Origin of the sequence: Actinoallomurus oryzae (assembly GCF_039541955.1) — a bacterium.
In the GTDB taxonomy this organism is placed as follows: domain Bacteria; phylum Actinomycetota; class Actinomycetes; order Streptosporangiales; family Streptosporangiaceae; genus Actinoallomurus; species Actinoallomurus oryzae.
Map to the genome: position 1 here is coordinate 19,299 of NZ_BAABHF010000016.1, position 25,717 is coordinate 45,015.

23 protein-coding genes and 1 pseudogene are annotated in these 25,717 nt (G+C 73.7%); 14 read left to right on the plus strand and 10 right to left on the minus strand.

The annotated features are described in order from the left end of the window. Window positions 1-166: 166 nt before the first annotated feature. Complete coding sequence (locus ABEA10_RS10785; protein WP_345461078.1) at window positions 167-598, minus strand: hypothetical protein; 432 nt, start codon at window positions 596-598, stop codon at window positions 167-169. On the opposite strand from ABEA10_RS10785, the pseudogene ABEA10_RS51065 reads away from it, so the two are divergent. Next, window positions 510-725 (plus strand): annotated as a pseudogene (locus tag ABEA10_RS51065) (phosphatase PAP2 family protein); the annotation flags it as partial. The gene ABEA10_RS10785 and the pseudogene ABEA10_RS51065 overlap by 89 nt on opposite strands. 81 nt (window positions 726-806) lie before the next feature. Here the strand turns inward: ABEA10_RS51065 and ABEA10_RS10790 are convergent. The 3 genes from ABEA10_RS10790 to ABEA10_RS10800 all read right to left on the minus strand — a co-directional run bounded on the left by ABEA10_RS10790 (window position 807) and on the right by ABEA10_RS10800 (window position 3,534). Next, on the minus strand, window positions 807-1,487 hold the full coding sequence (locus tag ABEA10_RS10790) for a response regulator transcription factor (RefSeq protein WP_345461081.1): 681 nt from the start codon (window positions 1,485-1,487) through the stop codon (window positions 807-809). Beyond that, on the minus strand, window positions 1,484-2,878 hold the full coding sequence (locus ABEA10_RS10795; RefSeq protein WP_345461084.1) for a sensor histidine kinase: 1,395 nt from the start codon (window positions 2,876-2,878) through the stop codon (window positions 1,484-1,486). The genes ABEA10_RS10790 and ABEA10_RS10795 overlap by 4 nt, the downstream gene beginning before the upstream one ends. 62 nt (window positions 2,879-2,940) lie before the next feature. Beyond that, on the minus strand, window positions 2,941-3,534 hold the full coding sequence (locus tag ABEA10_RS10800) for a TetR/AcrR family transcriptional regulator (protein WP_345461087.1): 594 nt from the start codon (window positions 3,532-3,534) through the stop codon (window positions 2,941-2,943). 137 nt (window positions 3,535-3,671) lie between these two features. Here ABEA10_RS10800 and ABEA10_RS10805 point away from each other — a divergent pair, with 137 nt between their 5' ends. Beyond that, window positions 3,672-4,994 (plus strand): MFS transporter, encoded by a 1,323-nt coding sequence (locus ABEA10_RS10805; RefSeq protein ID WP_345461090.1) that lies wholly within the window; start codon window positions 3,672-3,674, stop codon window positions 4,992-4,994. A 46-nt stretch (window positions 4,995-5,040) separates the two neighbouring features. Here the strand turns inward: ABEA10_RS10805 and ABEA10_RS10810 are convergent, their stop codons facing one another. Next, on the minus strand, window positions 5,041-5,961 hold the full coding sequence (locus tag ABEA10_RS10810) for a LysR family transcriptional regulator (protein ID WP_345461093.1): 921 nt from the start codon (window positions 5,959-5,961) through the stop codon (window positions 5,041-5,043). A 224-nt stretch (window positions 5,962-6,185) separates the two neighbouring features. On the opposite strand from ABEA10_RS10810, the gene ABEA10_RS10815 reads away from it, so the two are divergent. After that, window positions 6,186-6,776: a DUF6817 domain-containing protein gene (locus ABEA10_RS10815; RefSeq protein WP_345461096.1), complete on the plus strand. Its 591-nt coding sequence runs from the start codon at window positions 6,186-6,188 to the stop codon at window positions 6,774-6,776. 25 nt (window positions 6,777-6,801) lie between these two features. On the opposite strand, the gene ABEA10_RS10820 is transcribed toward ABEA10_RS10815, so the two are convergent. Next, a complete protein-coding gene (locus tag ABEA10_RS10820; RefSeq protein WP_345461099.1) occupies window positions 6,802-8,301 on the minus strand; it encodes an FAD/NAD(P)-binding protein in 1,500 nt (499 codons plus the stop codon). A 126-nt stretch (window positions 8,302-8,427) separates the two neighbouring features. Between ABEA10_RS10820 and ABEA10_RS10825 the strand changes: the two genes are divergently transcribed. From ABEA10_RS10825 to ABEA10_RS10855, 7 genes are all read left to right on the plus strand, one after another. Next, window positions 8,428-9,633 (plus strand): alpha/beta fold hydrolase, encoded by a 1,206-nt coding sequence (locus tag ABEA10_RS10825; protein WP_345461102.1) that lies wholly within the window; start codon window positions 8,428-8,430, stop codon window positions 9,631-9,633. Further along, window positions 9,630-11,102 carry an aldehyde dehydrogenase gene (locus ABEA10_RS10830; RefSeq protein ID WP_345461105.1) on the plus strand — a complete coding sequence of 491 codons (1,473 nt, stop codon included), beginning with the start codon at window positions 9,630-9,632 and terminating at the stop codon, window positions 11,100-11,102. Before ABEA10_RS10825 ends, ABEA10_RS10830 begins: the two co-directional genes overlap by 4 nt. Window positions 11,103-11,123: 21 nt before the next feature. Further along, window positions 11,124-12,455 carry an MFS transporter gene (locus ABEA10_RS10835; protein ID WP_345461108.1) on the plus strand — a complete coding sequence of 444 codons (1,332 nt, stop codon included), beginning with the start codon at window positions 11,124-11,126 and terminating at the stop codon, window positions 12,453-12,455. Continuing rightward, window positions 12,452-13,354, plus strand: a complete 903-nt coding sequence (locus tag ABEA10_RS10840; RefSeq protein WP_345461111.1) for an NAD(P)-dependent oxidoreductase — start codon at window positions 12,452-12,454, stop codon at window positions 13,352-13,354. The genes ABEA10_RS10835 and ABEA10_RS10840 overlap by 4 nt, the downstream gene beginning before the upstream one ends. A gap of 80 nt (window positions 13,355-13,434) precedes the next feature. Further along, window positions 13,435-14,889, plus strand: a complete 1,455-nt coding sequence (gene tcuA / locus ABEA10_RS10845) for an FAD-dependent tricarballylate dehydrogenase TcuA (RefSeq protein WP_345461114.1) — start codon at window positions 13,435-13,437, stop codon at window positions 14,887-14,889. Next, window positions 14,886-15,665 (plus strand): N-acyl homoserine lactonase family protein, encoded by a 780-nt coding sequence (locus ABEA10_RS10850; protein WP_345461117.1) that lies wholly within the window; start codon window positions 14,886-14,888, stop codon window positions 15,663-15,665. The genes tcuA and ABEA10_RS10850 overlap by 4 nt, the downstream gene beginning before the upstream one ends. Before the next feature lie 33 nt (window positions 15,666-15,698). Beyond that, entirely contained in the window at window positions 15,699-16,331 is a 633-nt protein-coding gene (locus tag ABEA10_RS10855) for a GntR family transcriptional regulator (RefSeq protein ID WP_345461120.1), read from the plus strand. A 27-nt stretch (window positions 16,332-16,358) separates the two neighbouring features. Here the strand turns inward: ABEA10_RS10855 and ABEA10_RS10860 are convergent, their stop codons facing one another. The 3 genes from ABEA10_RS10860 to ABEA10_RS10870 form a co-directional block, all read right to left on the minus strand. Next, a complete protein-coding gene (locus ABEA10_RS10860) occupies window positions 16,359-18,287 on the minus strand; it encodes a WD40 repeat domain-containing serine/threonine protein kinase (RefSeq protein WP_345461123.1) in 1,929 nt (642 codons plus the stop codon). A gap of 95 nt (window positions 18,288-18,382) precedes the next feature. Beyond that, complete coding sequence (locus ABEA10_RS10865) at window positions 18,383-19,042, minus strand: response regulator (protein ID WP_345461126.1); 660 nt, start codon at window positions 19,040-19,042, stop codon at window positions 18,383-18,385. Next, window positions 19,030-20,307: a sensor histidine kinase gene (locus ABEA10_RS10870; RefSeq protein ID WP_345461129.1), complete on the minus strand. Its 1,278-nt coding sequence runs from the start codon at window positions 20,305-20,307 to the stop codon at window positions 19,030-19,032. Before ABEA10_RS10870 ends, ABEA10_RS10865 begins: the two co-directional genes overlap by 13 nt. 200 nt (window positions 20,308-20,507) lie before the next feature. Here ABEA10_RS10870 and ABEA10_RS10875 point away from each other — a divergent pair, with 200 nt between their 5' ends. The 4 genes from ABEA10_RS10875 to ABEA10_RS10890 all read left to right on the plus strand — a co-directional run bounded on the left by ABEA10_RS10875 (window position 20,508) and on the right by ABEA10_RS10890 (window position 25,014). Beyond that, on the plus strand, window positions 20,508-20,741 hold the full coding sequence (locus tag ABEA10_RS10875) for a hypothetical protein (protein ID WP_345461132.1): 234 nt from the start codon (window positions 20,508-20,510) through the stop codon (window positions 20,739-20,741). Next, window positions 20,738-21,499, plus strand: coding sequence for an ABC transporter ATP-binding protein (locus ABEA10_RS10880; protein WP_345461135.1), 762 nt, complete (start codon window positions 20,738-20,740; stop codon window positions 21,497-21,499). The genes ABEA10_RS10875 and ABEA10_RS10880 overlap by 4 nt, the downstream gene beginning before the upstream one ends. 3 nt (window positions 21,500-21,502) lie before the next feature. Further along, window positions 21,503-24,028, plus strand: a complete 2,526-nt coding sequence (locus tag ABEA10_RS10885; RefSeq protein ID WP_345461138.1) for an FtsX-like permease family protein — start codon at window positions 21,503-21,505, stop codon at window positions 24,026-24,028. A 92-nt stretch (window positions 24,029-24,120) separates the two neighbouring features. Continuing rightward, the gene (locus ABEA10_RS10890; protein ID WP_345461141.1) at window positions 24,121-25,014 is read left to right on the plus strand and encodes a diacylglycerol/lipid kinase family protein; all 894 of its coding nucleotides are present in this window, start codon (window positions 24,121-24,123) and stop codon (window positions 25,012-25,014) included. Window positions 25,015-25,088: 74 nt separating this feature from the next. Here ABEA10_RS10890 and ABEA10_RS10895 read toward each other — a convergent pair whose 3' ends face one another. Continuing rightward, entirely contained in the window at window positions 25,089-25,415 is a 327-nt protein-coding gene (locus tag ABEA10_RS10895; protein WP_345461144.1) for a putative quinol monooxygenase, read from the minus strand. Between the last annotated feature and the right edge of the window lie 302 nt (window positions 25,416-25,717).

The window sequence follows — 25,717 nt, forward strand, 5'->3', positions numbered from 1 at the left end:
CGGGACCGCGGCGAACGCCTCCACCAGACGTGAGCGACCGCCCGGCGCGGTGGAGTGTCAAGCCGGACGATCGTCAGGGGTGCGGGGTCGTCGTTCGGCTCGGGTGCCGGCGGGCCGCCGTCCCTAGCGTCGCGGGCATGGAATCGCGATCTCAGTACAACGTGGGTCACCGGGTGCTCGCCGCGGCGGCGGCACTGGTGGCGGGGGCGATGGCCGTGGCGCTGCTGTACCCGGGCGGACTGGGCCAGGCCGGGCCGGTACGGGTGACCGCCGGGGCCTCGGTGTCGGTGTACCGGGCGCTGAGCGGCGCGGCCGCCGATGCCCCTTCGTGGGCGGGTTCACTGCCGGACCTGACCGCGGAAGGGCTGTTGCTCGTGCTCGTGCTGGCCGTGGTGTGGACGGGGTGGACGGCCGTGCGCCGTCGCGACGCCCACCACGCCGCCGGGACGTTCCTGCTCGTCGCCGGCACCGCCGTGGCGTACGCGGCCAGCGAGGCGCTGAAGCTCGTGGTGGACGAGGAGCGGCCGTGCCGGGCGGTACGCGGCGCCGAGGCGGTCGCCGGCTGCCCGGCCCCGGGAGACTGGTCGTTCCCGAGCAACCACGCCACCCTGGCCTTCGGGCTGGCCGCCGGGCTGGCCGTGCTGCGCCCCCGGCTGGCCGTGGTCACGTTGCCGCTGGGCGCGGCGGTGGCGGTGGCCCGGGTGGCCGCCGGGGTGCACTATCCGCACGACGTGCTGGCCGGTGCGGCCCTCGGCGCCGCGTCCGCGACCGCGGCGGTGCTGCTGTTCACCCCGCCGCTGGGCGCGCTAGCCGAACGGCTCGGGTGGCGGGACGATGCCCGCCTCGTGCGCGACCACGGCGGCCGCCGCGCGGTTGTCGACGGCCAGCCGCGCCAGGATCGAGCTGACGTGCGCCTTGACCGTCCCCTCCACCACGTGCAGCCGCCGGGCGATCTGGGCGTTGGTCAGCCCGGCGCCGAGGAAGGCCAGCACCTGCCGTTCCCGGGGCGTCAGCGCCTCGGCCCGGCGGCGGGCGGAGGCGCGCCGTTCGGCTCGGGCGCCCGCGCCCCCGGCCGCGAGATGGGCGACCACCCGGGCGGCGACCTTGGGTGACAGGTAGGCCGCGCCGTCGGCGACCGCGCGGACGCCGGCGATCAGCTCCTCCGGCTCACCGGACTTGATCAGAAAGCCCGCCGCGCCGTCACCGAGCGCCCGCAGGATGTAATCGTCCTCGCCGAAGGTCGTGAGCATCACGACGCCGGTCGCCGGGACGGTCCGGCGGATCTCGGCGGCGGCGCGCAGGCCGTCCACGCCCGGCATGCGGATGTCCAGGACGGCCACGTCCGGGCGGTGACGCTGCGCCAGTTCCACCGCCCGGTGGCCGTCGGCGGCCTCGGCGACCACCTCGATGCCGCCGTCGGTGGCCAGCACGGCCCGCACGCCCCGGCGGACCATGGGCTCGTCGTCGGCCACCAGCACCCGGATCACTGGGCGTTCACCTCCTTGGACACCAGGCGTCCCGCCCGGAAGCACAGCCGGTAGGCGTCACCGGAGCGGTCGTCGAAGGGGTTCGCGGTCATCGCGTAATACACGCACCGGGTGCCCGGAGCGGCCGGGACGTCGCCGGCCGGGCGGTCGGGCAGCCGGCGTTCGGGGAGGACGGAAGCGAGTTCGGCGCGCTGCTGCCCGACCCGCATGCGGGCGTAGTCGCCGGCGGGCAGCACCGCCGCGCGGACCAGCAGCAGGTCCCATCCGCGCAGTCCCGCGCCCAGCAGGACGACGGCGGCCAGCGGTACCGTGACGGCCGCGAGCGTGGTGCGGCTCAGCCGGCGTCGCGCACGGCGATGCTCCCCCGGCACGTCGCCCATGGGCTCCGCGTCCATCGGCGGCGGCGCGGTGCCGGGAGCGTGCGGGATACCGGCGGTGACCGCGAAACCGTCCCCCTGCGGCCCGTAGGTGATCCAGCCGCCCGCGAGCCGGACTCGCTCCTCCAGCCCGACCAGCCCGTACCCGCCGCCGACGCCCGGCGCGGCCGCGGCGCGGTCCGCCGCGGCCCCGTTCTCCACTCCGACCTCGGTGCCGGTCGCGCGGTAGGCGATCCGCACCGTCACGGCCGCGCCGGGCGCGTGCTTGGCGGCGTTGGTGAGCGCCTCCTGGACGATCCGGTGCACGGCGCGTTCGGCGACCGGCGGCACGGCGCCAGGCTCGCCCTCGGTGCGCAGCGTGACCGTCAGCCCGGCCGCCGACGCGCTCTCGACCAGCCCCTCGACGGCGGCCGGCCCGGTGTCGGCGTCCTCCCGCAGGACGCCGATCACCTCGCCGAGGCGGTCCACCGCGGCGGCGGCACGGGCGCGGATGTCCCCGGCGGCCCGGCGGTGCTCGTCGGGCAGGCCGGGCGCGAGTTTGAGCGCGCCGGCCGAGAGGGCCACCAGGCTGAGCTCGTGGCCGAGCAGGTCGTGCATGTCCTGTGCGATACGGGCCCGCTCACGCAGCCGCGCCTGCTCGGCCACGAGCCGCTGTTCGCGTTCGAGGTGCGCGGCCCGCTCCCACCCGGCGCGTACCAGCGCCCGGTACTGCCGCCAGAAGCGCCCGGCGAACCACGGCAGCATCGCGGCGCCCGCCAGCACGAGCACGAACCGCTCGCCCAGCGCCGGCCAGGACGGCACGGCGTACACCGCCGCGCCGCCGGCCACCACCGTGGCCGACGACACCACCACCGCCTCCCGCGCCCGGTCCGGCAGCCACCCCGCCAGGAACGACAGCAGCATCGCCGGCGGGACCCACCACAGATCGAGCACGCTCAGGCCGGCCGCGCCCGCCGCGGTCACCGGCAGCACGGCCCCTGACCTGACGAAACGCGTGATGTTCGGTCGTCTCACGAACGCGACGATACGGAATGCCGCGAGCCGCCCGACACTGCCGAAAGTCGCATCCCCGCTCGTCAGCATCCCCAGGCGCGTAGGAGCGACGCGACGTGGGCCTCCAGGAGCGGCGCCGGCAGCGGCGCCGGCGTGGTGAGGACGCGCGTGACGACCGGGCCGGTGAGCTGTGCGGCGCTCAGGGCGGTGTCCGGCATGTCCGGCGCGCTCCGGCGGACGCGGTCGAGCACGCCCCGGGCGCTCTCAGTCAACAGGTCGGCGCCGTGGACCAGCTCGCGTACGGCGGGATCGTGCTGCGCCTCGCCGATCAGGGCCCGATAGGCGAGCCCGGGAGGCGAGGTGGTGAGGAACTCGGTCAGTACGGTCAGGTAGGCGAGCAGGTCGCCGGCCGGGGTCGGGTGCGGCGGGACGGCGAGTTCCTCACGGGCGTCGGTGAGGCAGGCCTCCAGCAGGATCTCGGCCTTGGTCGACCACCACCGGTAGACCGTCTGCCGCCCGACGCCGGCCCGCTCGGCGATGCCCTTCATCGTCATCGCCGCGTAGCCCACCTCGACGAGGAGGTCATCGACCGCGTGGAGCACCGCCCGGCGGGCGCGCTCGCTGCGGGGACGCCCCGTACGGGCGCCGGGCGCGGCCGGGTCTGTGTTGAGGACCACACCACGAGTGTAGCGAGGCACAGTGTCTCGTTATGGTAGATTCACTTACGAGTCACCGTGAACCGTAACTGGGAGCGCCGCCCGGTGCCGCGGCGGCCCATCCGCTCTCCCCCCGACCGTTCGCCCGAGGAATCCCCATGTGCGCCGCCTGCGGTATCCCCACCCACGTGCCCGAAGCCGGCACCGACCGAACGGCCGTCGTCCCCCCGCCCGGACCGGGCGACACGGCGGCGGCGCCGGTGCCGAGGTTCGCGGCTCTGCGCAACCGCGACTGCCGCCCGTACCTGTTCGGCGCCGCCCTGGCGATGATGGCCGACAACATCGAGCACGTCATCACGTACTGGGTGCTGTGGCAGAAGTTCCACTCCCCCGCGCTGACCGGTTTCGAGGTCATCAGCCACTGGGTGCCGTTCCTGCTGCTGTCGGTCCTGTTCGGCTCCTGGGCCGACCGGTACGACTGCCGCCGTCTCATCCAGGGCGCGCAGGCGCTGTTCATGTTCGTGTCCATCAGCTGGGGGGTGCTGTTCCTCACCGGGTCGCTGCGGGTGTGGGAGGCCTGCCTGCTCCTCGTGCTGCACGGGTGCGCGGGCTCGCTGTGGTCGCCCGCCGAACAGCTGATGCTGCACGACTTCGCCGGCCGCGCCGAGCTGCCCAGCGCGGTACGGCTCAACGCGACCTTCCGCAGCCTCGGCATCCTGTTCGGCCCGGTCGTCGGCTCGGCGCTGCTCCTCGGCCTCGGCCCGACCGCCGGCATCTTCGCCAACGTGGTGTTCTACCTGCCACTGACCCTGTTCCTGTTCCGCACCCGGTTCACCGGGCACACCCGGGATCAGGGAGTGGCCCGACCGCGTGTCGGCATCCTCGGCTCGATGCGTGTGCTGCGCGACGTCCGTTCCGACCACACCATGGTCAGCATGATCATCCTGGCCGGGCTCGGGTCGTTCTTCGTCGGCGCCTCGCTGCAGTCGGTGATGCCGATCTTCGCCCATGACCTCGGGACCGGCAGCGCCGGGACGGCGTACGGGGTCCTGCTGTTCGCCAGCGGCGCGGGAGGCGTCATCGGCGGCATCCTGCTGGAGGTCACCGGCCGCATCCGGCCGACCGCCAGAGCCGCCGTCGTCAGCACCCTGGTCTACGGCGTGAGCAGCCTGCTCTTCGCCGTCACCACCCACTACCCGCTCGCCGTCGTGCTGCTGGTGACCGGCGGAGTGGCCAACCTCGCGTCGATGTCGATCGGGCAGACCGTCGTGCAGCTGCGCGCCTCCGCCGCCGACCGCGGCCGGATCATCGGCCTGTACGGCATGTCCGCGAACGGGCTGCGGGCCGGGAGCGGCTTCACCGTCGGCCTCGCCGCCTCTGCCATCGGCGTGCACTGGTCGCTCGGCCTCAGCTCCGCCGCCCTGTGCGCTGGCACCCTGGCCGCGGGCGTGTACGCGCTGCGCCGGCGCACGGGCGGCTGAGCGTCCGCGGACACGTCCGCGGGTGTTCACCGGAGAGGTGTTCTCCTCACGCTCCCGGCCTCCCTTCATCCCCGCCAGGGCACGGTCCGTTGTCGGCGGCGACGAGCTCGGCGAACTCGGTGGCGAGCGGGCTCAGGACGTTCCACTGGCGGACGGCCCAGCCGACGGTGAGCGGGGTCAGGGCGGGGATGGGAACGGTACGGACCGGGCTGTCGGGCGGGGTGACGAGCCGGGGCAGGGCGGGCAGGATGGCGTGGCCGACGCCGAGCTCGGCGAGCAGCACCGCGGTGTCCCAGTCGGCCACGCCGACCGGGGTGGGCGGCCCGGCCCCCAGCCGGATGAAGTCCTCCTCCAGGCGGCGCCGGGAGGCGGAGTTCTCCGGGTGAGCGATGTAGCGGATGGCCGCCAGGTCGGCGGGTTCCAGGGACTCCCGCGCGGCCAGCGGGTCGTCGGCGTGGACGGCCAGTACCCAGGGAAGGTCGACCACCGGCCGCTGCCTGATCTGGGGCAGCGGCCGGCCGAGGGTGACCCACGCCAGGTCGGCCCCTCCGCTGTGCAGCAGTTCGACGCATCGCCGCGTCGACTGGGCCGAATGGAACTCCAGGCTCACGTGCGGGTACCGGCGGCGGAACGCGGAGATCGCGCCGGCCATGAAGTGGCGCACGGTGACCCCGCCCGTGGTGACGCTGACGGTGCCGCCGTGGCCGTCGCGGAGCTCGCCGAGCCGCCGGAGCGCGACGTCGAGGGCGCCGATGCCGCCGAGCGCCGCCTCGTACAGGATCCGTCCCGCCGGGGTCGCCGCCACACCGCGGGGCCTCCGTTCGATCAGGGCCACGCCGGTCTCCCGCTCGAGGCGTCTGACGTGCTGGCTCACCGCCGACTGGGTGCACGAATGGGCGCGGGCGACGGCGCTGAGATTGCCGGTCTCGTACACGGCGATGAACACCCGCAGGTCGTCGAGGGTCACCGACCCAAGCTATCCCTTGGGTCATTCCCAGGAAAGCCAGGAATTGACTCGGAGCGTGCCCGGCTTCGAGGATGGCCGCAGCGGCCGGGCCCCAGGGCCCGTGACCGTGGCGGCAACCCGCTCGTGGCGCCGCCCGGCGCCGTCCGGCGACCCCGGGGCGTACGGTCACCGGCGCCGGTGGCGCCACGAGCGGGCGCCGACCGACCCGTCAGTGAGGACGCACCATGCACGACCGCCCGACCGGCCCCGCCGACGAGCCCGAACCGGACGCGACCGGGAAGGAGCCATGGCTCGCGACCGTGGTCGAGACGCTGGCCTCGCGCGGCGCGGCCGAGATCGCGCATCCGGGCGGCACCCTGCTCGCCCATCTGGAGCGTGTCCACGCGCTGCTCGCGGAGTGGGGCGCGCGGCCGGCGCTACGGCTCGCCGGGCTGTGCCACGCCTTCTACGGCACCGACGGCTTCGCCACCGCGCTGGGCGACCCGGACCGCCGGGACGAGCTGACCGCCCTCGTCGGCGAGGAGGCCGAACGACTCGTCCACTTCTACGCCGGCTGCGACCGCCGCTTCTCCTACCCGGGTCTCGCCGACCCCGAGGGGGCGTTCCGGGACCGCTTCACGGGCGCCGTGCTGCGGCCACCGCTCCCCCTGCGGCGGGACTTCGCCGAGCTCACCGCCGCGAACGAACTGGACGTCATGCGGGCGAACCCCGGCCTTCGCGCCCGGTTCGGCGCCGAGCTCCTCGACCTGTTCACCTCGTGGCGGGCACTCCTCGGCGACCCCGCCTGGCAGGCCGTCCGGGCGACACTGGCCTGACCCGAGCGTGGCGCGCCACCGGTCGTCAGGTCGCCGGCGCCCGGGCGCCCGTCGCAGGCGCGCCGTCGCGGTGGACCGCCGGTGTCCGCGCGGCCGGGCCGGCCTGGGCCGGGACCGGCGCGGAGGCGACCGCGTGAAGCACGCGTGGCGCGAGCGCCGCCGCCTGGGCCCGGATCTCCGGGATCGCCGTGGTCTCGTACCGCAGGCCGCGCAGCGGCGGGCCGAGAGCGAAGATCCGCTCGTGCGGCCGGCCGGCGCCGTCGAGGACCGCGCCGGTCTCGTCGGCGTCCAGGCCGAGCCGCAGCGGATCGAAGCGTGCCAGCCCCGCGGCGACGAGGCCGCGCAGGAGCGGGTCGCCGCCGACGTCGGCGGCCGGACCCGTGCCGTTCACGAACCAGCCGACGCGCAGTTCGCGTTCGCCGCCGTCCTCCGCCAGCCGGACCGTCACCTCGTCCGGGCCGGGCGCGGCGGACAGCAGCCGCCCGCGCAGCAGCCGGAGACGGCCGGCGGCGCGGAATCCCTCGATCCGGTCGGCCGTGGCGGGAGGGATGCGGTGCCGGTGGACCTCCCAGTAGCGGGCCACCAGCGTCAGGAAACGACGCCGGTCCTCGACGCTGAGACGCGCCCACAGCGACGGGACCCGGGGGCGCAGGGCGTCGACCACGCCGTGCCAGTCGCCGCCGGCCGCCGTGACCGCGGTGCGGACGGCGGCCAGGAGTCCGGACAGCCGTAGCTCACCCTCGGGGATGGGCGCCTCCACCGGAGGCGCCGGCGTACATCGGTGCCGCCGCGGCAGCAGGCCGTGTCGCGAGACCGCGTACACGACCGTGTCCGGATGCGCGCCCAGCACGCTGATCGCCACGTCCACCATGGTCAGGCCGGTGCCCAGGATGAGAACCGGGGCTCCGTCGTGGAGGGGGGCGAGCGCGCCGGGCGCCCACGGATCGGCGATGTGACGGCGGCCGGGCGCCGTGGCCCGGCCCGCGGCGGGCGGGCGGTCGCCGGTGGCGAGCACGACGGCGTCGGCGTCGATCCGGCCGCCGTTCGCCAGGTGCACGCGCACCGGACCGTACGGGTCCGGCCGGGTCAGCGCGGTGACGGTGCCGGTGAGCCGCGCGAGCCGCCCGCCCGGGAGCGCGCGGCCGGCCACGTCGTCGAGCAACTCCCGCAGATAGCGCCCGTACTCCCCTCGCGGGATGAACGCCGGCCCGGCGGACTCCGGCCCGGCCGGCTCCAGCCCGATGCGCCGGGTCCAGCGGCGCAGGTGGCCGGGGTCGTCCGCCAGGCCGCTCATCGCGGCGGCGCCGGCGTTCAGGAGGTGCCGGGGATCGGCGGTCGCGTACGCCTGACCCATGCCGTGCCGCCCGTCGCGGTCGATCAGCGCGACCCGAAGCGGCACGCCGGAGGTGGTCGCGCGGCGCAGCAGGTGCACGGCGGTCAGGGAGCCGCTCGCACCCCCGCCGACGATGGCGACCGCCGGCACGAGACCACGACCGGCGCCCGCCCGAGCTGGTGAAAGAGTCACCGCAGCAGCTTAGTCGGTAATTCCGACTAGGAATATAGGTAAATCCCTCGCGGCGGGAACCTGGCGTTGACTTGGAATGGCATGCGCTTGTATACACAGGGATACAACGGTGTGCGAGGAGACGACATGATCGATGGAAAGCTCTGGCGGGAGGCCTGCGCGGCGGACGAGCGCCTGGCCCTCGCCTCCGCCGCGGAGGTGTCCTTCACGGCCTGCGGGGTCGATTTCGTCTTCGGGGCGGGTTCCGGCGCGCCGGCCTTCGAGCTGCGGGCGCCCGAGGCCGCCTGGGGGCGTTTCTTCCAGCGCGTCCCGCCGCCCTGGTACCAGAGCTTCTTCGGCATGCTCATGCGCGTTCCCGGTACGGAGGTCCGCGGCGACGAGCTCGTCTTCGCCCAGCACGCGCACCTCGTACGCCGGGTGCTCGAGATCGGCCGGACGCTGGCGTCCGGCGAGCCGGAGCCGGCGGCCGGTCCGCTGCCGGAGGCGCACAACACCACCGGCGGCTACACGACCGTACGGCTGGGCGGCGTGCCGCACCGGATCTTCTACGAGGAGTCGGGCACGGGTCCGGACGTGCTCCTGCTGCACACCGCCGGCGCCGACTCCCGCCAGTTCACGCACCTGATGAACGACGACCGGCTGCGCGCGAGCCGCCACATGGTCGCCTTCGACCTGCCGTGGCACGGCCGTTCGGCGCCGCCGCCCGGCGCGGCGCCGGGCTCGTACGCGCTCACCACGGACCGCTATGCCGAGACGGTCGTGGCGTTGGCGGACGCGCTGGGTCTGCACCGCCCGGTGGTGGTCGGCGCCTCGATGGCCGGAGAGATCTGCCTGGAGCTGGCGCTTCGTCACCCGGTGCGGTTCGGCGGGGTCGTCGCCTGCGAGGCCAGCGACAAGGTGACCGGCCGCCAGGTGTCCTGGGCCCGCGACCCGCGCGTCGACCAGACGCTGTTCGTACCGGAATGGGTCGACGGACTGATGGCTCCGCACAGCCCCGCCGAGTACCGCGCGGAGGTCTGGTGGGGCTACAGCCAGGGCGGACACGGCACGTTCTTCGGCGACATCCACTTCTACAGTGGGGACTGGGACGCCACCGACCGCGTGGCCGGGATCGACACCGGCCGCTGCCCGGTCGTGATGCTGACCGGCGAGTACGACTACTCGTGCACGGCGGAGATGTCCCGTCGCACCGCGGAGAAGATCCCCGGTGCCACGTTCACGGTGATGCCACGGCTCGCCCACTTCCCGCACGCCGAGAACCCTCCGCTGTTCGTCCCGCACCTGCTGGACGCCCTTTCCCTGATCGACGACCGCACGGAGCGACTCGTATGAACCAGTTGATGCTCATCGGCGGGCAACGGGTGCCCGCGTCGGCCGGGCGGACCCTGCCCGCCACCGACCCGTTCCGGGGCACCGAGATCGCCCGCATTCCCGACGCCTCACCGGCGGACGTCGCCGACGCGGTGGCCGCCGCGCGCGCGGCCTTCGACGGCGGATGGTCCACCACGCCGGGCGTGCGCCGCGCGGAGCTCCTGCACCGCCTGGCCGACCTGCTGGTCGAGCGCGCCGGCGAGTTCGCCCGGCTGGAGACCAGCGACAACGGCAAGCTGCTGCGCGAGACGAGCAACCAGGCGCGGTTCGCCGCCCGCAACTACCGGTTCTTCGCCGGCTACGCCGACAAGCTGTACGGCCGTACGATCCCGCTCGACTCGCCGGAGACGCTGGACTACACGACGGCCGAGCCGATCGGCGTCGCCGCGCTGATCACCGCGTGGAACTCCCCCATGCAGCTGCTGGCCAACAAGCTCGCCCCGGCGCTGGCGGCGGGCAACTGCGTGGTGATCAAGCCCTCCGAGCACGCGTCGCTGACCACCCTGGCGATGGCGGACCTGGTCGAGGAGGCCGGCTTCCCGCCGGGCGTGGTCAACATCGTCACGGGCGGCGCCGAGGCGGGACAGGCCCTGTCCGGACATCCCGGGCTCGACCGGATCAGCTTCACCGGCAGCGTGCCGACCGGGCAGGCGATCGCGACGGCGGCGGCGAAGAACCTCGTGCCCGTGACGCTGGAGCTCGGCGGGAAGTCGCCCAACATCGTCTTCGCCGACGCCGATCTCGACCGCGCCGTGATCGGGGCGGTGGCCGGGATCTTCGCCGCGGGCGGGCAGACGTGCATCGCGGGCAGCCGGCTGCTCGTGCAGGACTCCGTCTACGACAAGGTGGTCGCGGCGGTGGCCGAACGGGCCCGCGCGATCCGCCTCGGCGACCCGATGCTCGAGCCCACCCAGCTCGGCCCGGTCGCCAACCGCCCGCAGTACGACCGGATCCGGCGGGCGATCACGGACGGCGCCGAGGGCGGCGCCGTGGCCCTCACCGGGCTGGAACCCCTGGCCGACCCGGAGCTGGGCGCCGGCCTGTTCGTCCGGCCGACCGTGTTCGCCGAGGTGGACAACGCCTCGGGGCTGGCACGTGAAGAGATCTTCGGTCCCGTGCTGAGCGCGATCCGCTTCAGCGACGAGGAGGAGGCCGTCGCCATCGCCAACGACAGCGAGTTCGGCCTCGCCTCCGGTGTGTGGACCAACGACCTGACCCGCGCACACCGGGTCGCCAAACGGATCGTCGCGGGCACCGTCTGGGTCAACACCTACCGGTCCAGCGCCGCGCAGGCTCCGTTCGGCGGCACCAAGAAGTCCGGCTACGGCCGGGAACGCGGCGCCGAGGCGCTGAGCGAGTACCTGACCACCAAGAACGTGATGATCGACCTTTCCGGGACCAGCGGAGACCCCTTCTCCATTCGCACCTGAGGCACCACGCCGGAGACGACCATGACCGAAGCCGTCATCCCCACCGCGCCCCCACGCGAACGCATGTCCGCCGAGAGCAGGCGGAGCACCGTGGGCGCCTTCCTCGGCTACTTCGTCGACTTCTACGACATCTACCTGCCCACGATCGCGCTCGCGCCCGCACTGGCCTACTTCCAGCCCAAGGACCTCGGCACGGTCGCGAGCACGACGATCTACTACATCACCTTCGTCGTGACCCTGATCGGCCGGCCCGTCGGCGCGGCGATCTTCGGTCACCTGGCCGACTCGATCGGCCGGAAACGCACCACCGTCGTCGCCATCGGCGGCTTCGGCGTCGTGACGCTGCTGATCGGCCTCCTGCCCGGGTACGGGTCCTGGGGATGGTTCGCGATCGTCGCGCTGATCCTGCTGCGGTTCGTCGACGGGGTGTTCCTCGGCGGGGAGTACACCGCCGCGGTGCCCCTGGCGATGGAGCGCGCGCCCCAGACCCGCCGTGCCGAGGTCTCGGCGCGGATCATGCTGGGCTATCCGTTCGCGTTCATCGCGATCAGTGCGCTGACCACGCTCATGCTGTTCGTCGCGCCGACCGCGTCCGGGGCGTACCTGAGCTGGGGCTGGCGCCTGCCGTTCTTCGTCGGCGCGCTGCTGTCGGTGGCGGTGCTGCTGTACTTCCGCCAGGTGGAGGACGACGAGCCCGCCGCGTCCGGGTCGCAGGAGTCGCCGCTGCGCGCGCTGCTGGCGAAAGGCCCGAACCGCCGCAGCCTCGCGCAGATCTTCCTGCTGATGACGGGCATGTGGCTGTCGCTGCAGACGGCGGTGTCGATGATGCCCGGCCTGTTGACGAAGGTGCTGAAGCTGCCGAGCACCGCGGTCACCGTCGGCACGATGACGATGTTCGCCGTGCTCGCGATCGTCTACCTCGGCGTGGGCCGGCTCGCCGAGCGGATCGGGCGACGGGCGGTGCTGGTCCTGTTCGCCGCCCTCACCGCCACCGTGGTGCCCGTCGTGTACGTCGTGATGATCGCGAACGCCGACCCGGACGGTGGAGCCGTCGGCACGCTCGTACTCGCCGGAGTGGTCGTCGTCATCGCGAACGCACCCTGGTGCATCCTCAGCGCCTACCTGCCGGAACGCTTCCCGCCCGAGGTCCGCGCGTCGGGCTTCGGCGTGGGCTACACCTTCGCCGTGCTGATCCCCTCCTGCTACAGCTTCTTCCTCCTCTGGCTGGACGCCCTGCTGCCCTACAAGTACACGCAGATCCCTCTCGTGGTGCTCGGCGGGCTGCTCGCGCTGGCCGGGGCGCTGATGGGACCGGAGACCCGGCACGCCGACCTGACGAGAGGAACCCGATGACCATCTCGCTGTGCGGATTGGGGAACATGGGCGGCGCGATCGCCGGCCGCCTCGCCGTCCACGACACGGTGCTGGCCTACGACGTCGACGCCGAACGCGTCGCGCGGGCGGCCGGAACACCGAACGTCACGCCCGCCGATCTCGCCGGACTGGCCTCCTCGGACATCGTCGTGCTGTCGCTGCCCACGCCGAAGATCTCATTGGAGGTCATCGGCACGCTCGCGCCGGACATGCGCCCCGGCAGCGTGATCGTCGAGACGAGCACGGTCAACCCCGCCGACGTCCACGAGCAGGTGCGCCGGTGCGACGAGCACGGCATCGGCCTGGTCGACGCCGCGATCCTGTCCGGCGTCGCCCAGATGGCGAACGGCAAGGCCACGCTGCTGGTCGGCGGGCGCGAGCCAGAGGTGCGCAAGGCGGAGCCGGTGCTGCGGGCGATGTCGGAACGGATCATGCGCTTCGGCGAGCCCGGCAGCGGCATGGCCGCCAAGGTGATCAACAACGCGGTGGCGCACGCGGTCATGGTCGTGCTGGTCGAGGCCGGAGCGCTGGCGTCGGCGACCGGCGTGTCCGGCACCGAACTGGTCGAGCTGCTCACCGGCCCGGACGCCGGGCTGACCCGGCCGCTGACCCACCGGTTCGCCGAGCGGATCCTGCGCGGGGACTACGAGGGCGGGATGCCCACCGAGGCCGCCCGCAAGGACTCCACCCTCGCGCTGGCGATGGCGCAGCAGACCGGCGTACCGCTGTTCGCCGTGCAGGGCGCGCACACGGTCTACGAACTCGGTGTGGCCCAGGGACTCGGACGGCTGGACTACGCCGCGATCGCGACGCTGTGGGAGCAGTGGACCGGCCGCCCGATGAACGAGACGAAGCAGGAATCAGGGGAAAAATCGTGAGCGAGCGTAGCGAGCGAACCAAAAAAACACGCGTGTCCGGTCACTCCCCCGACGAAGGAGGGCTCCCGAACGATTTCGACGTGATCGTGGTCGGGGGCGGGAACGCCGGGTTCAGCGCGGCGCACGCGGCCTCCGAGCGGGGGGCGCGGGTCCTGCTGCTGGAGAAGGCGCCGGCCGAGGAGGCCGGTGGGAACTCCTTCTACACGGCGGGAGCCTTCCGCGTCGCGTTCGACGACATCGCGGACCTGGCCGACCTGCTCGACCCGGCCACGACCGGCCGGATGGCCGAGACGGTCGTCCCGGCCTATCCCGCCAGCGCCTTCGAGCACGACATGGAGCGCGTCACCGACGGGCGCTGCGATCCCGTGCTGACCAAGCTGCTCGTGACCCGGTCCGCGGAGACCCTGCGCTGGCTGGCGGGCAAGGGGCTCCGGTGGCGCCTGATGTACGAACGGCAGTCCTATGTCTCGCACGGCAAGTGGGTCTTCTTCGGCGGCCTGTACATCGGCTCGGTCGACGGCGGGAAGGGCCTGATCGGCCAGCACACCGAGGCCGCCCGCAGGGAGGGCGTGCGGATCCGGTACGGCGCGCACGTGGACCGGCTCGATCTGGGCGCCGAACGCGGCGTGGCCTACCGCGACGCCGACGGCACGCGGCACACGGTGACCGCGGACGCGATCGTGCTGGCGGCCGGCGGGTTCGAGGCGGACCCGGACATGCGGGCGCGGCACATGGGCGAGGAGTGGCGGCACGCCTACGTCCGCGGCTGCCCGACCAACACCGGTGACCTCCTGCGGCTGGCGCTGGAGGCCGGCGCCGCGCCGTACGGCGACTGGACCTCCTGCCACAGCACCGCCTGGGACGCTGGCGCGGATCCGGCCGGGGGCGATCGGGTGCTGACCAACCAGCTGACGCGGCAGAGCTACCCGATCGGCATCGTCGTCAACCGGGACGGCCGGCGGTTCCTGGACGAGGGCGCCGACTACCGCAACTACACCTACGCCAAGTACGGCCGGGAGATCCTCAAGCAGCCGGGCGGCCGCGCGTTCCAGCTCTTCGACGCCAAGACCCGGCCGCTGCTGCGCGCTGAGGAGTACGACTCGACCCCGATCACCGGGGCGGAGGCCGGCAGCCTGGACGAACTGGCCGCCGAGCTCGGCATCGACCCGGCGGGCCTGGCGCGGACCGTCCGCGAGTTCAACGAGTCCATCGTCGACGTGCCGTTCGACCCGGCGGTGAAGGACGGCCGCGCCGCGCACGTCGAGCCGCCCAAGTCCAACTGGGCGCAGGCGCTCGACACCCCGCCGTACTACGGTTATTCGGTGGGCTGTGGCATCACCTTCACCTTCGGCGGGCTGCACATCGACGAGTCGGCGAACGTCCTCGACGGCGACGGCCGCCCGATCGAGGGCCTGTACGCCGCGGGGGAGATGGTCGGCGGGCTGTTCTCCGGCAACTACCCCGGCGGCAGCGGGCTCACCTCGGGCGCGGTGTTCGGGCGGCTGGCCGGGCACCACGCGGCGGGTGCCCGATGACCTGGCAGGTCTACGCCATCCGGTTCGCCCATCGCGACGCGTCGGTACGCGGCGAGCACTTCTACGGGCACGATCCGTGCGCCCTGGACAGGTTTCCGATCTCGTACTACGTGTGGCTGGCGGTGTCCGGAGACGAGGCGGTGCTGTTCGACGCCGGGTTCACGCCGGACACCGCGGCCCGCCGGGGGAACCGCGAGTACCTGCGGTCCCCGATGGACACCGTCCGGGCGCTGGGCGTCGACCCGGGCACGATCCCGCACGTCGTGCTCAGCCACCTGCACTACGACCACACCGGGCATCTCCGCGACTTCCCGGGGGCGCGGATCGTGCTGCAGGAACGCGAGCTGGCGTTCTGGACGTCCCGGCACGCGTCCCGGGGTGAGCACGCTCACCTGGCCGAACCCGGGGACATCGCCTACCTCGTCGAGCAGAACCTCACCGGCCGGGTGCGGCTGGTCGACGGCGTGCACGAGGTGGCGCCGGGGGTGACCGCGCACCGGCTCGGCGGGCACACCCCCGGCCTGCAGGTCCTGCGCGTGGCCACCGAGGCGGGGCACGTCGTGCTGGCCGCGGACGGATCGCACTTCTACGAGAACATCGGGCGCGACCGGCCGTACGCCGTGGTCAACCACCTGCCGTCGATGTACGAGGCGTTCGACGCGATGCGTGCGCTGGCCGGCGCGGAGGAGCTCATCGTTCCGGGCCACGACCCGCAGGTGCTCGACCGGTTCCCGGCCGTATCGGGCCTCGACGGGATCGCCGCCCGGATAGCCTGACTGCATACGGGTGTATGCGAAAGGTGAGGGTCATTGCAGGCGGATGTCTACGAGCGGTTGCGGGCCGAGATCGTGGCCGGGGTGTTCGACGCGGGCGCCGCTCTGCCCGAGGTCGCACTCGCCGATCGTTACGGCACCTCCCGTACTCCCGTGCGGGAGGCGCTGCGGCGTCTCGAACAGGACGGCCTGGTCGAACGCGGCGACCGCGGCATGCGCGTGCGCGGACGCAGCCCGGAGGAGATCCTGGAGATCTACGAGGCCCGGATCGCGCTGGAGGCCACGGCGGCCGGCGCCGCGGCCGAGCGCCACACCGAGCTGGACCTGATCCGCATCCGCGCCGCCCAGGACGCCATGGCCGCGACGCCGACCGACGACCCGGTGGCGATGGCGCTGGCGAACCGCGCCGTCCACGAGGCCATCTGGGCGGCGGGACACAACGGCACCATCGTCGACCTGCTGACCCGGCTCAACAACCACCTCACGCGCTACCCGGCAACGACCCTGGCCAGCGCCGGCCGGTGGGAGGAGGCGCTGCGGGAGCACGAGGAGATCATCGCGGCCGTCGGCGATGGCGACCGGGAGAAGGCCGCGGAGCTGGCCGGCCGGCACATGACCACGGCGCGCGACATCCGTCTGCGGATCTACCGCGAGGAGATCATCGGCTGAGGGCCCGCCCGGCCGAGGGGGCCTGTTCTAAGTGAGCCTCCACAGGCGTGCCGTCCTGTCTTCACTGGCGCTGGCCAGGGCCTTACCGTCGGGGCTGAAGGCCACCGAGGTGACCGCACCGGTGTGGCCGGCGAGAGTGCGGAGGATCTCGCCGGTGGTCAGGTCCCACAGCGCTATGACCTCACTGCCTCTGGCCTCATGGCCCACGGTGTTGGCCAGGGTCCTGCCGTCGGGGCTGATGGCGATCGGACCGGTCGAGTCGCCCTGGCCCGTGAGGGTGCGGACCCTCCTGCCGGTGGCCACGTCCCACAGCAGCGTGGCGCTGGAGGCGCCGCCGGCGGCCAGCGTCCTGCCGTCGGGGCTGAGCGCGATCGACGTCGCCGCTCCGCGCAGGCCGCCGAAAGTGCGGACGCGTCCGCCGGTGGAGACGTCCCACAGCGCGATGTTCTCGCCGCCGCCGACGAGGGTGCCGCCGCGGGGACCGAACGCCACCGCGTTGGCCGCGGAGCCGCCGGGGAGCGTACGGGTGACCTTGCCGCCGGCCAGATCCCACAACAGGACGTGGCCCTCGGCGCCGTCGGTGGCCAGAGTGCGGCCGTCCGGGCTCACCGCCATCGAGCCGATCGGAGTGTCGAACCCGGTGCGGGTCTGCGTGGAGATCATCCGGGTCTGCCTGGCCGTGGCGACGTCCCACACGCGGACCACCTCGGCGCCACTGGTCATCGTCCTGCCGTCGCCGCTGAAGGCCATCGCGACCACCGGGTAGGTGTGACCGGTGAACGTGCGGATCTTCCCGCCGGTGGCCGTGTCCCACAGCAGGATGGTGCCGTCGGCTCCGCCGCTGGCCAGGGACCTGCCGTCCGGGGCGAACGCGACGGAGGAGACGACGGCGCCGTGGCCGGTGAGCGAGCCGGTGAAGGAGGCGGCGGCGCTCGCCGGCGCGGCGGCCGGGGGGTCGCGCCGCTCGTCCCGCTGCGAGGCGATGACCGCGGCCGGGACGCCCGTCGCCACCGCGGCCGCCACGGCGGCGAGGCCGCCGATGACGAACCGGCGGCGGATGGTGCCCGGCGCCTTGCCGCCGTCTTCCGTCGTGACCCGCGTCGTTCCCGGGCCGGGCTCGGTCACCGTGGTGGAGCTGGGGAACGGGCGGTCGGGGACCGAGCCGCCGAGCCAGGCCAGCAGTTCGGTGGCGGTCGGCCGAGCCTCGGGGTTCTTGGCCAGGCAGGCGGTGAGCAGGCCGCGGAGTTCACCGCCGATGCCGTCGAGTTCGGGTTCGGCGGCGCCGATCCGGTAGACGATCGCCGCGAGAGTGTCGGCGGCGAAGGGGCTGTGCCCGGTGGCCGCGAAGACGAGCACCCCGCCCAGGGAGAACACGTCGCTGGCGGGCCCGACCTGCCGCGCGTGGACCTGCTCGGGCGACATGAACGCGTACGTGCCCACGACCGCGCCGTCCTCGGTGAGCACACTGGCGTCGGCCGCCCGGGCGATGCCGAAGTCGATGATCCGGGGCCCGGAGTCGGCCATCACCACGTTGCCGGGTTTGAGATCGCGGTGCACCAGCCCGCAGGCGTGGATGGCGGCCAGGCCCTCGCTCAGCTGGGCCGCCAGCGCGAGCACCGCGTCGACGGAAAGGGGGCCCTCGGCCCGGACCAGCTCCAGCAGCGACGGCCCCGGGATGTACTCGGTCACCATCCACGGCGGATCGGCCTCGGGATCGGCCTCCACGACCTGCGCGGTGTGGAACCCGCCGACCCGCTGCGCCGCGTTCACCTCACGAGCGAACCGCCTCCGGTACTTCGGCTCGCCGGCGTACTCGGACCGGATCAGCTTCACCACCACGTCCCGGCCCCCGGGCGAACGGCCGAGGTACACCTCGCCCATCCCGCCCGCCCCGAGCCGGCCCCGCAGCAGGTAAGAACCGATCTGACGCGGGTCCTCGGGCCGCAATGGCTTCACGAGCGCTCCCCCACCCCGAACAGAATCCAAGAATCGATCATCAGGCTAGTGCCGCCCGCCGCACGCGATCGCGAAACTCGTGGGCCGAGCGTCGTTCAGGGGCGGCGCTGGGTGTTCTCCAGGTAGCGCAGGACCGCGGTGACGCGCCGGTCGGCGCGGTCGGTCGGGGCCAGGTCGAGTTTGGCGAAGATGCTGCGGATGTGCTTGTGGACCGCGCCCTCGGTGACGAACAGGCGTTCGGCGATCGCCGTGTTGCCCAGGCCCTCGGCCATCAGGGCGAGTACGTCGCGCTCGCGGGCGGTGAGGCGTTCGAGCGCGGTGTCCGGGCGGGTGCGGGTGAGAAGCTGGGCGACGACCTCCGGGTCGATGGCCGTGCCTCCGCCGGCCACGCGGTGCAGTGCGTCGAGGAACTGCTCCACCCGGCCGACCCGTTCCTTCAGCAGGTAGCCCAGGCGGACCGCGCCGCCGGCGAGCAGGTCGGTGGCGAATGCCTGCTCCACGTACGCCGACAGCACCAGCACGGCCAGGTCGGGCCGGCGGTGCCGGGCTTCGACGGCCGCCTTGATGCCCTCGTCGGTGTGGGTCGGTGGCATCCGCACGTCGACGATGGCGACGTCGGGTGCGTGCGTGTCGACGGCTTCGAGGAACGAGTCCGGATTCTCCGTCGTCGCGACCACGTCGAGCGACTCGGCACGCAGGAGCAGTGCCAGCCCCTCGCGCAGAAGGGGGTCGTCTTCGGCGATCACAATCCGCATGGCAGTTCCACCTGGAGGGTTGTCGGGCCGCCGGGAGGGCTGGTCAGGGCGAGGCGGCCGTCGTGCGCCTCGACCCGGCGGCGTATGCCGGTGATGCCGGAGCCCTCGTGTTCGTCCGCGCCGCCGATGCCGTCGTCCTGGATCCGCAGGGAGAGGTCCTGTCCCCGCCGGCGTACGGTCACGGTGGCGTGGTGGGCCCGGCTGTGCTTGGCGATGTTGGTGAGTGCCTCGGCGACCACGAAGTAGGTGGTCGCCTCGACGGAGGCGGCGCACCGGCCGGGCACGTCGACGTCGACCTCGCACTCGACGCCGGAGTCGGCCGCGAGCCCGGCCAGCGCGCCGGCGAGCCCGCGGTCGGCGAGCACGGGCGGCAGGATGCCGCGGACGACCGTGCGGAGTTCGGCGAGTGCCTGTTCGGCGGCCTGCTGCGCGCGTTCGAGCATCTCGTCCGCGCTCGAGGGGTCACGGGCGAGGGCCCGGCGGCTCGCGCCCAGCAGCACGGTGACCGCGACGAGCCGGTTCTGCGTACCGTCGTGCAGCGAGCGTTCGATCCGCCGCAGCTCCGTGGCGTGGGCGTCGAGCGCCGCCGCGCGGGTCGCCGACAGCTGCGCGACCCGCAGCGACAGGTCGACCTCGCCGGACGGCGCCAGGAGCCGCCTCCCCGGCCACGCCTGCAGCCGCACCATGCCGGGCCCGAAGACCACGAAGAGGACGCCCAGCGCCACGCCGATGAGCGCGACCACCAGGGCGCCGGAGTCGTCCTGCACGGTCCAGGACACCACGGTCGGTGTGTTGGGCTCGTCGGTCGGCAGCCACCGCCACCACAGCACGAAAGTGATGTCCTGCACGGTGTACACCAGAAGCGCCACCCCGGTGATGCTGAGGAGCAGCCCGAGCGTGCCGTGGACGAACAGCCAGCGCACTTCTCGCCGGCCGTCCGGGTCGCCGAGGGCGGCGCGCAGGTGGGTGGGCGGAGGCGCCGCCGGACCGATGATCTCGGGCCCCCACCGGGAGAGCCGGGCGCGCTCCCGGTCGGCGATGGAGCGGACGACCCGCGGCGCGCTGGGCGCCAGCAGCCGGCCCAGGCCGGCGAGGCACCCCAGCGCGACGACGGTCAGCCACAGCAGCGCCGCGAACGCCAGCAGGGCGGTGCCGAAACCACCGACGAGATGTTCGAGCGCGTCGACGAGGTCACGGACGCGCGTCCTCACGCCGCGCCGGCCGGTCCGTGCCGGGGCGGCCGTCTCTGGCTGGTTCGCCGGCATCGGTGCCTCCTTCGGCGAGTGACTTTAGGGCACCGGGTCGATCCCTGTCAGATTCCCGGAAAAGGAGTACAGCAGGCTGTACCGGTACAGCCTCCTGTACCGCGCATCGGCCCGCTCGCTGGATCGTCCCGGCGGATCGCCGCTCCTAGCGTTGTGGCTCGCAGCAACTCTCGAAGGAAGACACAAGCGAGGAGCACGCCGTGACCGATCCGTACCGCATCACCGAGGCACAGGAGGTGCCGCCCGGCTCCGCGAGTCACCGGAGCGGGATCGTACGGCCGGTGCTGTGGCTGCTGCTGGTGATCAGCGCGGCCGGCAACATGGTGACCTCGACCGCGGGCCTCAACGTGTTCGTCGGCGTGGCGTTCGGCGTGGCCACCCTGGCCTGCGGCACCGCGCTGATCGTCCAGCACTACCGGCAGCGGCGCAAATGAGGACCGCGGCCGAGTACGGGCCCGCCCCCACCGCCCGCCAGGCCCCGGCCGTGGCGCTGCGGGACGTCACCAAGGTGTACCCGGGCGGCGTGCGCGCCCTCGACGGCGTGTCCGTCACCGTGGAGCGCGGCGCGTTCGTCGCGATCATGGGCCCGTCCGGGTCGGGCAAGAGCACGCTGATGCACTGCGCCGCCGGCCTGGACACCCCGACGGGCGGGAGCGTCTCCATCGACGGCGTGACCATCGACGGGCTGAACGAGACGCGGCGCACCGAGCTGCGCCGCGAGCGCGTCGGGTTCGTGTTCCAGTCCTACAACCTGGTGCCCTCGCTCAGCGTCGCGGACAACATCACGCTGCCGCTGCGGCTGGCGGGCCGGGCGCCCGACCACGACTGGGTGCGCCTGCTGGTCGAGCGGGTCGGGCTGAGCGGCCGGCTCGGCCACCGGCCGGCCGAGCTGTCCGGCGGACAGCAGCAGCGCGCCGCGATCGCCCGCGCGCTGGTGACCCGGCCCGCGGTCGTGTTCGGCGACGAGCCGACCGGCGCGCTGGACCTGAAGACCGCGCGCGAGGTGCTCGGCCTGCTGCGGGACCTGGTGTCGGGCCTCGGTCAGACCGTCGTGATGGTGACCCACGACCCGGCCGCCGCCGCCCGCGCCGACCAGGTCCTCGTCATGGCGGACGGGCGCCTGCGCGAAACGCTGGACCGGCCCACCGCCACCGAGCTGGCGCACCGCATCACCACCCTGGAATCGGAGTAAGCGATGCTGCACCTGGCGTTGCGCATGGCCCGCCACCGGATCGCCGCGCTGCTGGCGGTCGCCTGCGCCGCCCTGGGCGGCGCCGCGTTCGTCACCGGCATCGGTGTGCTGGCCGAGTCGGGTTTCCGCTCGCACGCCCCGGTCGAACGGCTCGCCCGGGCCGACGTCGTCGTGTCGGCCGCCCAGACGTACCACCCGAAGGGCGGCCTGGCCATCGGGCTGCCCGAGCGCGCCCGCGTGCCGCGTGAGCTGACCGCGCGGCTGGCGCGGCTGCCCGGCGTGACGGCGGCGGTCGGCGACGTGAGCTTCCCGGCCGCCGTCCTCGACCGGCATGGCGCGGTCCTGCCCGCCGGGGACACCGGCGACCCGGCCGTCGCCGGGCACGGGTGGTCCTCGACCGCGCTGCTGGACCATCCCCGAGTGTCCGGCGCGGCCCCGGCCGGTCCCGGCGACGTCGCCCTGGACACGCGTACCGCGGCCGCCGCGGGCGTGGCGCCGGGCGGCCAGGTGACCGTGGTCGCGGCCGGCCGCCGCGCGACGTACCGGGTCTCGGCCGTGATCGGCGCCGCCGGCGGCGGGGTCTTCTTCACCGACGCCACCGCGGCGAACCTGGGCGGGCGGGGCCGGGTCGACCTGGTCGCGCTGCGGACCGCCCCCGGCGCCCGCGACTCCGTCGCGGAGCGGACCCGTGCCGTCGCGGGTCCGGCCGGGCTGGTCGTGTCCACCGGGGCGGCGCGGGGTGACGTCGAGTCCCCCGACGCGATGGCCGGGCGCAGCGTCCTGCCCCTGCTGGCCGGTTCGCTCGCCGGGGTGACGCTGCTCGTCGCCGGGTTCATCGTGGGCGGCTCGCTGGCCGTCTCGATCGGCGCCCAGCGTCGGGACCTCGCCCTGCTGCGCGCCGTCGGCGCGACTCCCAAGCAGGTCCGCCGTCTCGCCGCCGCGCAGGCCGTCGCCGTCTCGGGCGCCGCCCTGGTCCCCGGCATCCCCCTCGGATACCTGCTGGCCGACCGGCTCGGATGGCTGCTGGTCTTCGCCGGCATGCTCCCCTCCTCGCTGCCGCTGACCTACAGCCCTCTCCCCGCGATCGCCGCCGCCCTCCTGCTGCTCCTCGTCGTACGGGTCTCGGCCTGGTGCGCGGCGCTGCGCACGTCACGGATGGCGGCCACCGAGGCGGTCGCCGAGTCCCGCAGCGAACCCCGTACTCCCTCCACGCGCCGCGCCTTCGCCGGGTTCCTGCTGATGGGCGGCGCCGCCGTCCTGTCGGTCGCTCCCCTGCTGACGCGGACGCAGGAGGGCGCCGCCGTGACCGCCCTCGCCGGCATCCTCGCGACGATCGGCCTCGGACTCGCCGGTCCCGTGGTGGTCGGCCGGATCAGCGGGGCCCTCGCGCGGAGGCTGCCCGCCCGGGTGTCCGCGCCGACCTGCCTGGCCGTGGCGAACAGCCGCGGGTACACCCTGCGCGTCGCGGGCGCCGTCACCACGCTCGCCATGGCGGTGGTGTTCACGCTGACCTACGCCCTGACCCAGACGACGCTGCTCAAGGCGACGTCCGACGACGTCGAGTCCGCCACCAGGGCCCAGTACACGATGACCGCCCCCGGGCTGGGCGGCCTGCCCGACGACCTGGCCGCCGCCGTACGGGCCACGCCCGGCGTACGGGCCACCGCCCCGGTCACCACGACCACGGTCATCTGGACCTACACGATGTTCGGCGACGACGAGGCCGACTCCCACTCCGCGCCGATCCTGACCCCGGCCGCGTCCTCGGTCCTCGACCTCGGCGTACGGTCCGGCGACCTGGCGGACCTCACCGGTGCGACGGTCGCCGTGGACGCCGACGCCGCCAGGCTGCGGAAGGTGTCGGTGGGCGGCACGGTGAGCCTGGTCCTCGGGGACGGTGCCCCGGTCGAGGCCCGCGTCGTGGCGATCTACTCGCGCGGCCTCGGGTTCGGCCCGGTGGCGATCTCGCGTGACCTCGCCACCGGGCACACCACCACGGGACTCGACCAGAGCCTGCTGATCCGTACCGACGGCTCGGACGCGGCCGGGCGCGGCCTGGCCGCCCTCGCCTCCTCGCGTCCGGGGCTGGCGCTCGGCCGGGCCTACGGCGCGCCGGACGGCGCGTACGGGGTGCCGCCGGAGCTGTGGATCAACATCGCGATCCTCGCGGTGCTGCTCGGCTACCTCCTCCTCGGCATCGCCAACAAGCTCGTCGCGAGCACCGTCCAGCGGCGCCACGAGATCGCCGCGCTCCAGCTGATCGGCGCGACGCCCGGGCAGATCCGCTCGATGATGCGCCGGGAGGCGGCGCTGATCTGTGTCGTCGCCCTCGGTACCGGCCTGCTGCTGTCCGTCGTACCGCTCGTGCTCCTGGCCACCGGCTTCCTGCACCGCCCGTGGCCGGCCGGGCCGCTGTGGCTGTTCCCCGCGATCGCGGCCGTCGTGGCCGGGATCGCCTTCCTCACCATGGAGGTGCCCACCCGCCGCGCCCTGCGCACCCCGCCGGCCGAGGCGCTCACGCGCGCCTGAGGATTAGGACGCCTGCTCGGAGGCAGAAAGGGGCGAGGGCCGGAAACGGGTGTTCCGTCCCGTACGGGATGTTCGCGGAACGGGAGGAACAGATGCTGATCATCACGCACGGCGGTGCCGGGCGCTTCGACTCCGGGACGCTGGAGCGTGTGCGCGAGCGTCTGCGTGCCGGAGGCGAGGAGCCCGTCACCCTCTGCGAGTGCGCCTCGGCCGATGAGCTCGAACGGGCGCTCGACCGGCAGGAGCCCGGCGACGAGACCGTCGTCGCGGCCGGCGGCGACGGGTCGATCCACCGGCTCGTCGCCACGCTGTACGCACGGGGCGAGCTGGACCGGCGGACGGTGGGCCTGCTTCCGCTCGGCACCGGCAACGACCTCGCCCGCAACCTCCGCATCCCCCTGGACCCGGACGAGGCGGCGCGCGTGATCCGCGAGGGCCGCACCCGCGATCTCGACCTCCTCGCCGACGACGAGGGCGGCGTGGTGCTCAACGCCGTCCACGTCGGCGTGGGCGCCGTCGCGGCGACGTTCGCCGCGCGGTTCAAGCCCTGGCTCAAGTCCGCGGCGTTCCCCGTGGGCGCCGTCCTGGCGGGCACGCGCTCGATGGGCTGGCGGCTCACGGTCGAGGCCGACGGCGAGATCGTCGCCGAGGACAAGCTGCTCATGGTGGGGCTGAGCAACGCACCGGGCATCGCCGGCGGCAGCGCGCTGCTCGCCCCGGACGCCTCGCCCGGTGACGGCCGGGTCGAACTGGTGGTGTCGGCCGCCACCGGCCCGCTGGCCCGGATCCGGTACGCCCTTGGCCTGCGCAGCGGCGCGCACAGGCATCACGACGATGTCGTGTACACCGCGGCGACGAACGCGACCGTCAGCGGCGAGGAGTTCCTCGTCAACAGCGACGGCGAGGTGTCCGGGCCGTACACGCGGCGCACCTGGCGCGTCGTCCCGAAGGCGTGGCGGATCATCGCCCCGCCGGACGGCGACTGACGGACCGGCCCCGTCGCCTCAAAGCCGGATGACGGTCTTCCATCGGCCCCGTACGTGGGTGGTCTTCGCGGGCCTCAGGTGGATCCGCCGGCGCGGGGGATCGGCCCCTTGCCGCCGAGCAGATCCAGTTCGATCATCTCCGCCGCCGCGACGAGCTTCATCGCGGCGGCCGTCTCGGGACTGCCCTTGATCGCCTCGAGTACGGCGTCCAGCGCGTCCTTGTCGCGCCACAGCTCGGTCACCCAGATGGTGTCGGGCGCGTCCGCCTGCCGGTTGACCAGGTACAGCTCACAACCGGGCTGATCTTCCAGACCAGCGGCGGCCGTCAGGAGCAGCTCCGCGAGCTCCGCCCCGCGGCCCTCCTGGGCGACCAGCTTTCCATAGCGTGCGATCCGGTTCATGACCGGCAAAGTTACCGGGATCCCGTCCCTCGCCGCGATCCGGCGACGGGGGCCGGTGTCCCATCGCGTTCGGGGCCGGTGCCGCGTGGGTGGACCGGGGGAACGGCGAAATATTCGGGCGATTCCGCTTTCGCGCGGTTCGCCTCGGTCGGGCGTGAGGCCGGAATGGCGCGGGAAGTGGCGCATCGGGCGTGAAGCGAGCCTAGATCTTCCCCAAAACCCCTTCACAACCCGGGCGAAGGCCGGATCCGCGGGTAATCAGCGAAACGCGTGGCGATGCCGGTAGCAAGGCACTGGCCTGC